A 13,573-nucleotide genomic window follows, 5' to 3' on the forward strand; every position below is an offset into this window, starting at 1 on the left:
TTCTCCTTCGGGACGGTGCACGGAGCCCGCCCTGTGCGGGACTCCGGTCGCCGCGATGATCACCCCGACGGAAAGAATCCCAGGCAACCACAACTGCAACTGACGTCGACCCTAGCACGCCGGGATCGGCGCCGTCGGACGAATAATTTCCGCCGCCGCCCCGGCCTGGGAATATTCCCGTCGCGCCGCCCTGATTTCCCCGCCCGTACCACGGAAATTCCTCCCGGAGCCCGGAGCCCGGAGCCCGGAGCCCGGAGCCCGGAGCCCGGAGCCCGGAGGGGGAGCAGCCGGGCGGGCGTCCCGGCCGGGCCGGCCGGCCGGGGTGGAACGGCGGCGTCAGGCCCTAGGATCCGGCCATGGCCCTGACCATGAAGGACGTGGAACGGTTCGAGGCCTCCAGGCCGCGCCTGGAGGCCATCGCCTACCGCCTCCTCGGCTCCGCGAGCGAGGCCGAGGACGCCGTGCAGGACACGTTCCTGCGCTGGCAGGCCGCCGACACCGATCAGGTGGAGGTCCCGGAGGCCTGGTTGACGAAGGTGCTCACCAACGTGTGCCTCAACCAGCTCACCTCGGCCCGCGCGCGGCGCGAGACGTACGTCGGCCAGTGGCTCCCCGAGCCGCTGCTCGCCGGGGACCCGATGCTCGGCCCCGCCGACACCGCCGAACAGCGCGAATCCGTCTCGTTCGCGGTCCTCGCCGTCCTGGAACGGCTCTCCCCGCGCGAGCGGGCGGTGTACGTCCTGCGGGAGGCCTTCGGCTACCCGTACCGGGAGATCGCCCAGATCCTCGGCGTCAGCGAGGCCGCGGGCCAGCAGCTCTTCCACCGGGCGAGGAAACACGTCGCGGACGGCAGGGCCCGCACCGAGGTCGACGAGGCCGCCGCCCGGCGGGTGGTCGAGGAGTTCCTGGCCGCCGCCACCAGCGGCCGGACCGAACCGCTCGTGCGGCTGCTCACCGAGGACGCCGTGGCGGTCGGCGACGGCGGCGGCAAGGTCCCGGCCCGCACCAGGGCGTTCGAGGGTGCGCGCGCGGTCGCGACGTTCATGCGGGGCCTGTTCAAGCCCGGGAAGGCCAAGCGCGCCCTGATCGGCGGATCGCCCGAGATGCACGCGACGACCGCCAACGGTGACCCCGCCCTCGTGGCGGTCCTCGACGGCCGGGTCGTCGGCATCCTGTGCCTGGAGGTCACGGCCGAGGGCATCGCGGGGTTCCGCAGCCAGGCCAACCCCGACAAGCTCGTCCGCGCGACCCGGCGGTGGGCGTCGGCCGACCACGGCGAACCGCTGTTCCACGCCTTCTGAAGCGGGGCGCGGCGAGGGCGAGGGGTGCGGCGGGGCGCGAGCCGGGTGTGAGGTGCTTCACACCCGGCTTCTGTCAGGAAACGGCGGGCCGCCCGGTTCAAGGGGCGAACCCGCTCACGACGTTCACGACAGGAGCCAGGAGATGCAGATGCAGCACCGCGTCATCGTCCTCGGAGCCGGATACTCCGGAGCCATCGCCGCCGGGCGCCTCGCCAAGCGGCTGCACCGTGACGACGTCGCCATCACCCTCGTCGACGCCGAGCCCGACTTCGTCGAGCGCGTCCGCCTGCACCAGCTCGCGGCGGGCGCGGACCTCGCGCCCCGCCCCTACAGCGAGATGTTCGCGGGTACCGGTGTCACGGTGAAGCTCGCGCGGGTGACCGGCGTGGACGCCGACCGCCGGACCGTCACCGTCCGCACCGCCGCCGACAGCACCGGCACCGCCGCCGACGGGGGAGCGGGCGTCGAGGAACTGGAGTACGACACCCTCGTCTACGCCCTCGGCAGCGGCTGGCACGACCAGGGCGTCCCCGGCGCCGCCGAGCACGCCCACGAGATCGCGGGCCGCCCCGGGGCGCTGCGGCTGCGCGAGCGGCTGGCCGCCCTCGGCGCCGGGGAGCACGTACTCGTGGTCGGCGGCGGCCTGACCGGCCTGGAGGCCGCCACCGAGATCGCCGAGTCCCGCCCGGACCTGAGGGTCGCCCTCGCCGCCCGCGGCGGCCTCGGTGACGGGCTCTCGCCCAAGGGGCGCCGGCACCTGCGCAAGGTCCTCGACGGGCTCCGCGTCACCGTGCACGAGCACACCGACGTCACCCGCGTCGAGGCCGACCGCGTCACCACCGCCGCCGGCGCGCACCTCCCGGCCGCGGTCACCGTGTGGACCACGGGCTTCGCCGTCCACCCGATCGCGAAGGCCACCGCCGTGGAGACCGGCGAGAGCGGCCAGATCGTGGTCGACCGCACGATGCGCTCGCTCTCGCACCCGGACGTGTACGCCATCGGCGACGCGGCCCTGGTCGAAGGCCCCGGCGGCAAGCCGCTGCGCATGTCGTGCGCCTCGGGCGTCCCGTCCGCCTGGCAGGCCGCCGACGCCATCGCGGCCCGCCTGACCGGCGGGAAGGTGCCGAACGTGCCGCTGCGTTACTTCAACCAGTGCATCTCGCTGGGCCGCAGGGACGGTCTGATCCAGTACGTCACCGCCGACGACCGCGCCGTGCGGGCGGCCCTGACCGGTCGTCCGGCCGCCCTCTACAAGGAAGTGGTCTGCAAGGGCGCGGCCTGGGGCGTGGCGAACCCGACGGTCGGCAAGCCGGTCCGGCGCCGCCGCGTCGTGCGGGGGCCGGTCCAGGCGGCCCCGGCGACGCGGGTCAGGACCTCCGCCTGAGCCGCCCGGGCCCGCACGCCACCGGACGGACGCCCTCACCGGGAGGGCGCCCGTCCGGCGTCTCCCGAGGGTCGAAGTACCGGACGTGCGCGGACTGTCGACACCCGTGGGCGGCCTCCTTCTTCATGGCCGCCTGCTGCACCGGCACCTGCCTCCGGCACGACGACGGCGACGGATCAGCGGCCAACTCTGCCGTCTCGGCCACCGGTTCGGCCGCTGGCAGGGCCGCCGCCATCTGGACCATGCGCGCGGGCCTCGGTGGCGCCTCGGCCTCTCCTCGGACCCCGCCGGCACATCCGGCCGGCCGGCAGGCGGCCGCCGGATCGGTCCGGGTGCGCGTCCGAAGCGGGCCAACACCGGTGAGAAGAACGGCAGGTGACGCCTGTCGGAGGCCGCTGGTACGCTCCAGCGATCATCGCGTGGGGCGAGGTCCCGGTTGGGGGGTTCCATCCGGCCGCCTGGACGCGGACGACCGCGCGTGCCTCTCGCCACGGCGGTCCTCTTCAGGGGAGGGACCCGACTTTGCAGCGTTCTCGTACCTGCCGGCTGTGGCTCGCCGCGGCGATCGGCGCGGTCCTCGCGACAGGACTCACCGGCGCTCAGGCCGTGGCGGCACCCGAGACAGGACCCACCGGCGCTCAGGCCGTGGCGGCACCCGCGACCACAGCCACGACGACCGCGTCCGTGCCACTCGGGACCGCGTCCGCGGCCCTGCCCGCGGCCGCGCCGGTCGGCCGGGCGGCGGTCCCGTACCCGGACGGCCAGACCCGGCTCCTGAGCGTCGGCTCGACGGGCTTCCTGACGCGGAACGAGAACGCGACCCGCACCTGGACCGCCTTCGCCGACGGGGCGATCACCGACCTGACCGATTCCCAGGCGTTCGCCACCGGCTCCCTGGCGTCCGACAACGTCCTGCTCAACAGGACCGACGGCGTCGTCGAACTCCGCGACATGGCGACGAAGAGCACCGTCATGTTCCTCGACCTGCGCCGGTTCGGCGCGCAGAGCGCGTGCGTCGGCGCGGTCGGCACCACGGTCTTCGTGCAGACTCCGAACTCCGCCGGCGGTCAGGACGTCCACCTGGCCACCATGAAGGACGACGAGCTGACCGAGCGGGCGGTGACCGGTCTCCCGCAGGACGCGACGAAGTCCTACGTCGCGGCGGCCACCCGCGACCACGCCGTGCTCCTCTACAAGACGTCGCGCACCTGGCAGTGGGGCCTGGTCGACCTGGCCACCGGCGCCGTCGTCCAGCACCACGACACGGCCTCCTTCCCGGCGTCGGTCGCCGTCTCCGCCACCCACGTCGCCTGGTCGGAGACCGACAGCGCCGGCAAGAGCCAGGTGGTCGCCGCCCCCCGCGGCACCGGCAAGGACACGCGCACAGCGCTCGGCCGGACCGGCGGGGAAGTGGTGGTCGGCCTGGTGGGCGACTGGGTGACGTACGGGATGGGCGGCGCCATGACGGCGGACGAGCCGAACGCCCTGTACGCCCTGACCGCGCGCAACCTCACCACCAACGCCACCCGGCGCCTCCTCGACCACGCGGAGCAGACGGCGGCGGGGCCCGACGGCACGCTGTACGCGAGCGGCGGCACCGTGGCCTCGGGCGAGGGCCTGTACCGGATCGTGCCCGGCGCGGACAAGGCGCCGGCCGTCACCCGCGTGGCAGGCAGCGGGGAGTCGACGAAGGTGACGCTGCTCGGCCACTCCGTCCCCGCGGTGGTCGACCTCGACAGGTCCGCGGGCCGGGCCAGGCTGGAGTGGCGGCTGTCCCGCAGCTACGTGGCGGTGACCGTCACCCTGCGCAACACGCGCACCGGCGAGACGAAGCGGGACACCGTCTACCCGCGCGCGACGGGTTCCACGGACCCGCACCGCGTCACCTTCGACTGGGACGGCGATCTGCGGTGGCACGACGCGCCCGACGCGTTCACGGGAGCCGGGGCCGGCCCGTACACCTGGCGGATCGACGCAGCACCCCTCAACGGCATCGGCCCGGACCTGGTCGCCTCGGGTTCGTTCACGGTCGCCCGCAAGCCCGGACCGCACGACTACGACGCCGACGGGTCCCCGGACGTCCTCGCCCGGGACACGTCGGGGCGGCTGTGGATCATGGACACGTACGACGTGCGGGAGTACGGCGAATACCGGCAGAACGCCGAGACGCTCGTCGGCCGCGGCTGGAACGTCTACGACCGGATCGAGGCGGCCGGCGACCTCGGCGGCGCCCGGGTCGCCGACCTGGTGGCCCGCGACCGTTCGGGCGTGCTCTGGCTCTACCGGGGCACGGGCGACGCCAAGGCCCCCTTCGCCCCGCGCATCAAGGTCGGCGGCGGCTGGAACGCCTACACCCGGCTCACCGGCGGCAGCGACCTGAACGGCGACGGCCGCTCCGACCTCGTCGCCGTGGACACCTCTGGCGCCCTGTGGCTCTACAAGGGCACCGGGAAGCAGGCGGCCCCGTTCGCGCGCCGGGTCAGGATCGGCACCGGCGGCTGGGGGGCGTACACGCAGATCACGGCCGTCGGAAACATCGCCGGCGGCTCCGCCGGTGACGTCGTGGCCCGGGACCGTTCCGGTGTGCTCTGGCTCTACCTCGGCCGGGGCGACGGCACGCTGGCCCCGCGCACCCGGATCGGCGGCGGCTGGAACACGTACGCCCGGCTCCTCGGCATCGGCGACGCCGACTTCGACGGCCGCCCCGACCTGTACGCGCCCACGGCGGCCGACGGTCAGGAGGCCTACCTGTACCGGTCGTCGGGCGACGCGCGCAGCCCCTTCCGTGCGCGCGTTCGGGTCAGCGTGGGCTTCATGGAGATCCGCGACTACGACCTCCTCGTCTGAGCCGGCGCTTCACCCGGGCCCCGGTGCCGGGTCTCAGTCGAGGTACGCGTGCGTCTGGGCGGCCTTGACCGTCGCCCACGCCGTGGCGCCGGGACGGAGGTCGAGTTCGGCGGCGGCGACCGTGGTCAGGTCGGCGGCCAGCGGCAGTTCGCCGGTGAGGTCGGCGCGGACCAGGTCGCCGTGGGTCTCCAGGCCGGCCACCTCGCACCGCCAGAGGTTGCGGGCGCTGGAGCCGGTGGGGCGGTCCCGGTGGAGGGTGACCGCGCTGGGCGGGAAGGCGACGAAGGCCGGGCCGGTGAGGTCCTCGGCGGTCGTGATGTCGGGGCCGCCCCGGACGTGCACCGTGTGCCCCTCGGCCCGGCCCTGGTAGAGGTTGAGGCCGACCAGTCTGGCGATGTAGTCGGTGCGGGGGCGGCGGGCGATGTCGGACGGGGTCCCCTCCTGGACGATGCGGCCGTCCTCGACGACGACGAGCCGGTCGGCCAGGACCATCGCGTCCAGCGGGTCGTGCGTGACGAGCACGGCGACCGCTTCGAAGTCGGCCAGGTGGTGGCGGAGCTGGGCGCGGACGTCGAGGCGGGTGCGGGCGTCGAGGGCGGCGAGCGGTTCGTCCAGGAGCAGCAGCCGGGGCCGGGTGGCCAGGGCGCGGGCGAGGGCGACGCGCTGGGCCTGGCCGCCGGAGAGGCGGCGGGGCTTGGCGGCCGCGTGGTCGGCCAGGCCCATGCGTTCCAGCAGGGCGCGGGCCAGGGCGCGGGCCTCGGTCCTGCCCGCGCCCTGGCAGCGCGGCCCGAAGGCCACGTTGTCCAGGGCGGACAGGTGCGGGAAGAGCAGGTAGTCCTGGAAGACGACGCCCACCGGGCGGGACTCCGGCGGCGTACGGTCCAGCTCCGCGCCGTCCAGCCGCAGGTGGCCGCCGCAGAGGGGGACGAGCCCGGCGAGTGCGCGCAGCGCGGTGGTCTTCCCGGCGCCGTTGGGGCCGAGGAGCGCGACCACGTCGCCGGGGGCCGCGGTCAGCGTCACGTCGAGGCGGAAGGTGCCGCGGTCGACGACCAGGTGGGCGTCGAGCCCCTCGCCGGCGGTGACGGCGGCCCGCGCGGGCCGTGCGGTGCCGGTCATGAGGCGGTCATCCAGCGGTCCCGCAGCCCCGCCAGTACGGCGATCGACACGGCCAGCAGGACCAGGCTGAGGGCGATGGCCGACTCCGGGTCGTTCTGGAGGGCGAGGTAGACGGCCAGGGGCATGGTCTGGGTGCGGCCGGGGAAGTTCCCGGCGAAGGTGATCGTCGCGCCGAACTCGCCGAGCGCCCGCGCCCAGGCCAGCACGGCGCCGGCCGCGATGCCGGGCGCGATGAGCGGCAGGGTGACCCGGCGGAACGCGGTGAAGCGGGAGGCGCCGAGCGTGGTGGCGGCCTCCTCGTAGCGGGGGTCGGCGGCGCGCAGCGTGCCCTCCACGCTGATGACGAGGAACGGCATCGCCACGAACGCCTCGGCCAGGATCACGCCCGGGGTGGTGAACGGCAGCGTGACGCCGAACCAGGAGTCGAGGAAGCGTCCGGCGACGCCGTTGCGTCCCAGTGCCATGAGCAGGGCCACACCGCCCACCACCGGCGGCAGGACCAGCGGCAGCGTCACCAGCGCCCGTACGAGGCCGCGCCCGGGGAACTCGACGCGGGCGAGGAGCCAGGCGAGCGGGACGCCCACCACCAGGCTGACCGCGGTCGCCGCCGTCGCGCACAGCAGGGACAGCTGGAGCGCCTGCCACACCTCGGTGCTGGTCAGCAGGGAGGGCATGCCCCGCCAGGGGGCCCGGATCAGCAGGGCGAGCAGCGGCAGGACCAGGAAGGCCAGGCCGAGCACGGCGGGCACCAGGAGGGGCAGGGGGGCGCCCGCGCGGACACGGCGGCGCCGCGGGCCGCCCGTGCGGGGGCGGGCCGCGGCGCCGGGCTCGTCGGACGGGGTCACGGCTTGAGGAACCCGGACCCGCTCAGGACCTGCTGCCCCTCGGCGGACCGCACCAGCGCGACGAACGCCCGGGCGGCCGCCGTGTTGTGCGACCCCTTGAGCAGGGTGATCGGGTAGTCGTTGACGGCCTTGGCCGATTCGGGGAACTCCACGCCGTCCACCTTGCCACCGGCGGCCTTCACATCGGTCTCGTAGACGACCGCGGCGTCGGCCTCCTTGAGGACCACCTTGTTCAGGGCGGACTTGACGTCCTGCTCGTAGGAGACGGGGGTGAGCTCGAGCCCGCTGGCGTCCAGCGCCTTCTGGGCGGCGGCGCCGCACGGCACCGTCTTCGCGCACAGGACGACCTTCAGGCCGGACTTCGTGAGGTCCTTCAGGGAGGCGACCTTGTCCGGGTTGCCGGGCAGGGTGGCTATCTCCAGCTGGTTGCGCACGAACGTGACGGGCGTGCCGGCCGCGTCGCCGTGGTCCGTGACGACCTTCATCGTCTTGGGGCTTGCCGCGGCGAACACGTCGGCGGGGGCGCCGCTGGTGATGCCGGCCGCGAGGGAGTCGCTGCCGCCGAAGTTGAAGGTCACCTCGGTACCGGGGTGCTCCTTCTCGAACTGCTTGCCCAGGGCCGTGAACGACTCCTTCAGCGAGGCCGCGGCGAAGACGGTCACCTTCCCGGACACCTTGCCGGAGGAGGCCGGAGCGGAGGAGTCCGCCTTCGCGTCGGAGGAGTCCGAGCCGGACGACGAGCAGGCGCTCAGGGCGAGCAGGGCGGCGGCGCCGGCGCCGGCCGCCTGAAGCATCCGGCGGGTACGGCGCGCGGTACGGGTCATCACGGGGCTACTCCCTCAAAGGTCCTGAACGGACGCGTCCGCGGTCTCACGACGACCACGTCGGCCGATGTACCCGGGGATGCTCCGGCAGCCCGTCCCCGGTGGGTGCGCAACGCCGATGATACTGCCGCATATGCGAGGCATAAGTCTCTAGTCTCATCGCATCAGCCGGACCATGGATCGATCGGGCTGGTATGTGCGTTTGTACGGAGGTGGTGTGCGGGTACGGTCCCCGCGGAGGTGGTAGCCCGTGAGTCAGGCCCTCGCAGCCGCCGTCGCACCCCCCGGCCCCGCAGCGGAACTCGTCCTCGACGGAGACCTGGACCGTCCCGCCCGGCTGACCGTGTCCGACCTCGCCGCCTGGCCTCAGCACCGGGCGGACGTCGCCTTCGAGTGCGCCACCAGCGGCGTCCGTCACCACCGCTTCACCGGACCGCTGCTGTACGACGTCCTCGCCGACGCGGGCCCCGCCTTCGACCCCGCCCGCCGCAAGGACCGGCTGCGCTTCCTGATCGCCGTACGCGGCACGGACGGCCACCACACGCTCCTGTCCTGGGCGGAGATCGACCCCGACTTCGGCCGCGCCCCCGTCCTCCTCGCGGTCACCCTCGACGACGCCCCCCTCGACCACCCCGGCGCCCAGCTGGTCCTCCCCCAGGACCGCTGCGGCGGCCGCTACGTCAGCGGGGTCGAGGCGATCCGGGTGCACGGGGGGTACACGGCGTGGTCCTGACGGCCGCACGCGTCAGGGTCTGACCAGGGGAGGGCGGTGTCGTGGCGGCGTCCGCACGTGTCGCGCTGGAGGTGCAGGCGGCGGAGGTCTTGCAGCGCGGCGACCGGAAAAGGATGCTCCATCCACTTCTCCCGGTAACCGTCCTCCCCGTGGAGCCGTAGCACCGACTGCGCGGCCTGAAGGACGGCGTGGCCGAGGACGGTCCGGGGCTGCGTGGAACTCCAGACGAGCGTGCCGTCGCGGTCCGGAACACCGAGGCTCGCGGACATGTCGGGGAATTCGTAGATCGCCACGTCCACGTCCTCATGCCGGCCGCGCAGCACCCACCGCACCTCGGCCGGCTCGAGGTCGAAGGAGAAGCGCTGGAGGGGAGCGGAACCGTAGAGACCGGTCAGACCGAACAGCAGGTCGGCAAGGGCGTCCGTGCAGTAGCTGACCTTGTCCCTCCGCTCGGCGGAGTCGTCCGCGATGCGGTAGGTCGCCCAACCGGCGCCGCTGAGTTCCCAGCCGAACTGAAGACCCTTCGCCATCCCGCCCCCTGGTGGTCGTCTACGGAGAAGGTACAGCGCGGGAAGTCCGCCGAGCGCGCCGGAACCGGGGCCGATCACGCACAGCCTGCGTGGCATGGCCCGCAGCCGCACAGGTCTCGCCCTCTGGACATTCGCCACCGCTACTCCGAGGGCCGGCCACCGGACCCACCCGCCCGAGCCGGTGGGCCGCGCTGATCCTTCCGGCCGACCACCCGGGTCTCCCCGTCCAGGAGCAGAGACCCGGCTGTCCCGAGAGGGCCCGCGGCCCGTTGCCGCGGTCACCGCCGTCCGTGGAGCGAGAAGTGGGCTGGAAGTGAGCTAGAAGGCCTTGCGCCGCGCCGCACGCACGCCCGGGGCGGGCTCGTGCATGTCTTCGAGCGGCACGGTCTCGTCCTCCCCGAAGTCAGGGGCTCGGAAGGGATTGGTCGCCGGAGGCGGCGATGCCGCCGTGGAGGAGCGGGGTTGCCCTTCCACGGCGGAGAACAGCGATGTCGGGTCGATGGGAGAACTCTCTTTCGTGACAGGCCCTCGAAGGGACCTGGGTGTGCCATGACCGGGCACAGCGGTCCTACAACTTGGTCATCTTGGCGTACGGGCTCAGGATCCGCACTTGCTCCGAGCCGAAGTCCACGAGCGCCGCGACGCCGTCCTCGATGCCGATGACGCGGCCGAGGCCGTACATGTCGTGCGTGACCTGGTCGCCCACGGCGAAGTGCTTGGGAGCCGGTGTGACCGGGGCCTTGAAGGGGCTGGTAGGCAGATGACGCTTCGGCGCAGCAGGCTTTGTCATGGCTCAGTATGCGCCTTCGCGCGTCCGGTTCGCTGTGGCCGTCGGCACAGATCCAGAAGGAGACCACCGCGTGACGCTCTGACCAGCCGTTTCTGCACGACGCCAGGCGAAACCGGCCCGTGGGCCGACGCCGACGCCGACGCCGACGCCGACGCCGACACCGACACCGACAAAGCGTGCGGCGAGTCCCCCGGTGCGGGCCGGCCTGCGGCTACAGCCGGCCGCGGTCGGCAGAAACCCCCCGCGGTGCGGCCGCTTCAGACCTGGCTGAGGTCGATCTCTACGGTGAAGGGGGCGGCGGCCTTCACGACCCCGGTGAACACGTCCCCGTCCCGGTAGGTCTTGGTCGCGGGGTCGAGGAGGTACGTGTACACCAGAGGCACACCCGTCACGGCCTGTTCGATCCGCCAGTAGAAGCCGATGCCCGCCTTGGCGTACTGGTCGACTTTCACGATCCGGTCGGTGGTCTCCGAGCCCGGCGACACCACCTCGGCCACCAGCAGTACGTGCTCGGGCCGGGTGGGCGTGACGTCGATCATGTCCGCGCGGTAGACGATGACATCGGGGCGTCGATTGGTGAGTGGCACGTCCTGGAGCCGGACGTCGAAGTCCGTGTCGGCGTTCCAGTCGGGGCCCGCGGCGGCGCCCAGGGCGTTCGCCAGGATGCGGGCCAGCCGGTTGTGCCGCTTGGACGCGCCAGGACTCACGACGACCATCCCGTCCACGATTTCGATGCCGGCGCACTGCTCCTCGGACCACGACTCGTATTCCTCCGCCGTGATCTGCTCGTGCATCCACGCCGGGGCCATCATCTCGGCAGTCACGACATGCCTCCCGGACACTGTGCGGCGGGCCCGATCCCGCTGGCCTCAGCGTACTGACTACCTCGCGCCGGGGCGGCTCCAAGACCTCGGTCGCCTCGACGCTTTCCATTGCCAAGGGGGAAGCAGCGTGCCGTGCTCACGAGCACCGAGCTCCGCCCACCGCTCGGAGACCCGGATCCAGCTCGTCGAAGTGATCCACTGGACACGAGGGGTGCGAGGCAATCACGCTGCCGCCCCGGTGCAGGCCCGCGATTCGGTCACCGGCTCTGCCACCACGCCAGGCCCGGCGGCAGGGGGAGAACCCGCCGCGGCTGCGATGCCCGTCCGCCTCACCTGCTGCAGCAGGTGGGCGAACTCGCCCACCGCCTGGGGCGGGCCGCCCTGTTCGCGGACCTACGCGGCGCTACCGCGCAGCCAACAGAAACTCCGTCGGGTGACGCGTCGGACCCATGCGTCGCACTCCTGCTCATCTCACGGGCGAAAAGCCTTCTGGCACGAATCCGGCACGCGGCGAGTGAGCAGCGCACACAGCAAAAAGGCCCAGGTCTGTGACCTAGGCCTTCTTCGTGGAGCGGGTGACGAGAATCGAACTCGCGCTCTCAGCTTGGGAAGCTGATGTTCTACCATTAAACTACACCCGCGTAAGACCCCGACCGAAGTCGGTGTCCAGCGCTCGCTCACTGTACCCCATCCCTGGCCCCCGGTGCTCAAGCCCCGGGGGCCGGGGACGTTCCCGGGGTGGGGGGAGGAGGGGTGTGGGGGAACGGAGTTGGGCGTACGGTGGAGACCTCGGGGAGGGTCTCGGCGGGGCCGGAGTGCCGCCTGGAGAGCCGTCTCTTTGATCCCGTAGTGTGGCTTTTGTCGTCAGGCGGCAGAAGGCCAGGCGGGGTTCTGGGGAAGGGACTTGAGGGCTTGATGGAGCGCACCGTCGTCCGTTGTGCCGAAGGGCACGTGTTCAGCACCGCTTCGTTCCCGATGCAGCAGGCCGAGCGGCTCGGCCCCGGCCGGCTCGTACGGTGTCCCCGGTGCGCCCGGCTCCGCAGTGCGGTGCCGGTGGTGCTGGAGAAGCGGTAGGGCCGCAGAGCGGCACAGGCGCGTGGGGTCCGTCCTGATTGTGGGGGCTCCGCGCGCCTTGCGTATCCTCGGGGCGTGCTTCTCTCAGACAAGGACATCCGGGCCGAGATCGACGCCGGCCGGGTGCGGATCGACCCCTTCGAATCCTCCATGGTGCAGCCGTCGAGCATCGACGTGCGGCTCGACCGCTACTTCCGGGTGTTCGAGAATCACCGCTACCCCCACATCGACCCCTCGGTCGAGCAGCCGGACCTCACCCGGCTCGTGGAACCGGACGGCGAGGAGCCGTTCATCCTGCATCCCGGGGAATTCGTCCTCGCCAGTACGTACGAGGTCATCAGCCTGCCCGACGATCTCGCTTCGCGGCTGGAGGGGAAGAGTTCACTGGGGCGGCTCGGGCTCGTCACTCACTCCACCGCCGGGTTCATCGATCCCGGGTTCTCCGGACATGTGACGCTTGAGCTGTCGAATCTCGCCACCTTGCCGATCAAGCTGTGGCCCGGGATGAAGATCGGGCAGCTGTGCCTGTTCAAGCTCAGCTCGCCCGCCGAGGCCCCGTACGGCAGTGAGCGCTACGGGTCCCGCTACCAGGGGCAGCGCGGGCCCACGGCCTCCCGCTCCTACATGAACTTCCACCGGACCCAGGTCTGATCCGAGGGGCACCACCACATGAGTGACGTACGAGAGAACCTCACCTACGAACTGTTCGGCACGGCCGTCCGCGAACTCGCGCAGACCATCGCCGACGACGGGTTCGAGCCGGACATAGTGCTGAGCATCGCGCGCGGCGGCGTCTTCGTCGCCGGCGGACTCGCCTACGCTCTCGACTGCAAGAACATCCACCTCGTGAACGTCGAGTTCTACACCGGCGTCGGCACCACGCTCGAGATGCCCGTCATGCTCGCGCCCGTGCCCAACGTGATCGACTTCTCCGACAAGAAGGTCCTGATCACCGACGACGTGGCCGACACCGGCAAGACGCTGAAGCTGGTGCGCGACTTCTGCCTGGACACCGTGGCCGAGGTGCGCAGCGCGGTCGTCTACGAGAAGTCCCACTCGCTCGTGAAGTGCGAGTACGTCTGGAAGCGCACCGACGACTGGATCAACTTCCCCTGGAGTGTCGAGCCGCCCGTCGTGCGGCGCGCCGGCCAGGTTCTCGACGCCTAGGCGGCGGGGAGAGGAAACGGGACGAGGAGGGGCCGGCGGGCGGCCGCCCGCCCCACCACCGTGCTGTCGCGGTGTGGTATAAAAAAAAACCCGCCCCCCACACCCCCGGATAAAGGGGTTTGCGGGTTGGGGATGTAA

At 72.4% G+C, this 13,573-nt stretch carries 12 protein-coding genes and 1 tRNA gene; 6 read left to right on the forward strand and 7 right to left on the reverse strand.

Annotated features, from left to right (window positions below; all coding sequences use genetic code 11):
• Positions 1-356 precede the first annotated feature (356 nt).
• The 3 genes from ACFC02_RS29360 (at position 357) to ACFC02_RS29370 (ending at position 5,532) form a co-directional block, all read left to right on the forward strand.
• Positions 357-1,301, forward strand: a complete 945-nt coding sequence (locus ACFC02_RS29360) for an RNA polymerase sigma-70 factor (protein WP_376363587.1) — start codon at positions 357-359, stop codon at positions 1,299-1,301.
• 148 nt (positions 1,302-1,449) lie between these two features.
• Positions 1,450-2,685, forward strand: coding sequence for an NAD(P)/FAD-dependent oxidoreductase (locus ACFC02_RS29365; RefSeq protein WP_376363627.1), 1,236 nt, complete (start codon positions 1,450-1,452; stop codon positions 2,683-2,685).
• Between the two features lie 522 nt (positions 2,686-3,207).
• Positions 3,208-5,532, forward strand: a complete 2,325-nt coding sequence (locus ACFC02_RS29370; RefSeq protein ID WP_376363590.1) for an FG-GAP repeat domain-containing protein — start codon at positions 3,208-3,210, stop codon at positions 5,530-5,532.
• Positions 5,533-5,565: 33 nt separating this feature from the next.
• Here ACFC02_RS29370 and ACFC02_RS29375 read toward each other — a convergent pair whose 3' ends face one another.
• From ACFC02_RS29375 to modA, 3 genes are read right to left on the reverse strand one after another with little or no spacing between them, the layout of a single operon-like run.
• Complete coding sequence (locus ACFC02_RS29375) at positions 5,566-6,648, reverse strand: ABC transporter ATP-binding protein (protein ID WP_376363593.1); 1,083 nt, start codon at positions 6,646-6,648, stop codon at positions 5,566-5,568.
• Positions 6,645-7,493: a molybdate ABC transporter permease subunit gene (gene modB / locus ACFC02_RS29380; protein ID WP_376363596.1), complete on the reverse strand. Its 849-nt coding sequence runs from the start codon at positions 7,491-7,493 to the stop codon at positions 6,645-6,647. Before modB ends, ACFC02_RS29375 begins: the two co-directional genes overlap by 4 nt.
• A complete protein-coding gene (gene modA / locus ACFC02_RS29385; protein ID WP_376363599.1) occupies positions 7,490-8,317 on the reverse strand; it encodes a molybdate ABC transporter substrate-binding protein in 828 nt (275 codons plus the stop codon). Before modA ends, modB begins: the two co-directional genes overlap by 4 nt.
• A 250-nt stretch (positions 8,318-8,567) precedes the next feature.
• Here modA and ACFC02_RS29390 point away from each other — a divergent pair, with 250 nt between their 5' ends.
• A complete protein-coding gene (locus ACFC02_RS29390; RefSeq protein ID WP_376363602.1) occupies positions 8,568-9,050 on the forward strand; it encodes a molybdopterin-dependent oxidoreductase in 483 nt (160 codons plus the stop codon).
• Here the strand turns inward: ACFC02_RS29390 and ACFC02_RS29395 are convergent.
• The 4 genes from ACFC02_RS29395 to ACFC02_RS29410 all read right to left on the reverse strand — a co-directional run bounded on the left by ACFC02_RS29395 (position 8,993) and on the right by ACFC02_RS29410 (position 11,835).
• Complete coding sequence (locus ACFC02_RS29395; RefSeq protein ID WP_376363605.1) at positions 8,993-9,580, reverse strand: hypothetical protein; 588 nt, start codon at positions 9,578-9,580, stop codon at positions 8,993-8,995. The two genes, ACFC02_RS29390 and ACFC02_RS29395, sit on opposite strands and share 58 nt — an antisense overlap.
• 568 nt (positions 9,581-10,148) lie before the next feature.
• Positions 10,149-10,370: a hypothetical protein gene (locus ACFC02_RS29400; RefSeq protein ID WP_376363607.1), complete on the reverse strand. Its 222-nt coding sequence runs from the start codon at positions 10,368-10,370 to the stop codon at positions 10,149-10,151.
• Between the two features lie 257 nt (positions 10,371-10,627).
• The gene (locus tag ACFC02_RS29405; protein WP_376363610.1) at positions 10,628-11,194 is read right to left on the reverse strand and encodes a Uma2 family endonuclease; all 567 of its coding nucleotides are present in this window, start codon (positions 11,192-11,194) and stop codon (positions 10,628-10,630) included.
• 567 nt (positions 11,195-11,761) lie between these two features.
• Positions 11,762-11,835: transfer RNA gene (locus ACFC02_RS29410), tRNA-Gly, on the reverse strand.
• A 508-nt stretch (positions 11,836-12,343) separates the two neighbouring features.
• Between ACFC02_RS29410 and dcd the strand changes: the two genes are divergently transcribed.
• Complete coding sequence (gene dcd / locus ACFC02_RS29415; protein ID WP_360971385.1) at positions 12,344-12,919, forward strand: dCTP deaminase; 576 nt, start codon at positions 12,344-12,346, stop codon at positions 12,917-12,919.
• 18 nt (positions 12,920-12,937) lie between these two features.
• The gene (locus ACFC02_RS29420) at positions 12,938-13,435 is read left to right on the forward strand and encodes a phosphoribosyltransferase (protein WP_376363615.1); all 498 of its coding nucleotides are present in this window, start codon (positions 12,938-12,940) and stop codon (positions 13,433-13,435) included.
• The last annotated feature ends 138 nt before the right edge of the window (positions 13,436-13,573 follow it).

The organism is Streptomyces sp. NPDC056160, from assembly GCF_042268205.1.
Taxonomy (GTDB): domain Bacteria; phylum Actinomycetota; class Actinomycetes; order Streptomycetales; family Streptomycetaceae; genus Streptomyces.

Excerpts from the sequence above, each read along its gene's own strand:
- ACFC02_RS29360 (WP_376363587.1), top strand. The coding sequence starts at position 357 with ATGGCCCTGACCATGAAGGACGTGGAACGGTTCGAGGCCTCCAGGCCG.
- ACFC02_RS29365 (WP_376363627.1), top strand. The coding sequence starts at position 1,450 with ATGCAGCACCGCGTCATCGTCCTCGGAGCCGGATACTCCGGAGCCATC.
- ACFC02_RS29375 (WP_376363593.1), bottom strand. The coding sequence starts at position 6,648 with ATGACCGGCACCGCACGGCCCGCGCGGGCCGCCGTCACCGCCGGCGAG.
- modA (WP_376363599.1), bottom strand. The coding sequence starts at position 8,317 with ATGACCCGTACCGCGCGCCGTACCCGCCGGATGCTTCAGGCGGCCGGC.
- ACFC02_RS29395 (WP_376363605.1), bottom strand. The coding sequence starts at position 9,580 with ATGGCGAAGGGTCTTCAGTTCGGCTGGGAACTCAGCGGCGCCGGTTGG.
- ACFC02_RS29400 (WP_376363607.1), bottom strand. The coding sequence starts at position 10,370 with ATGACAAAGCCTGCTGCGCCGAAGCGTCATCTGCCTACCAGCCCCTTC.
- ACFC02_RS29420 (WP_376363615.1), top strand. The coding sequence starts at position 12,938 with ATGAGTGACGTACGAGAGAACCTCACCTACGAACTGTTCGGCACGGCC.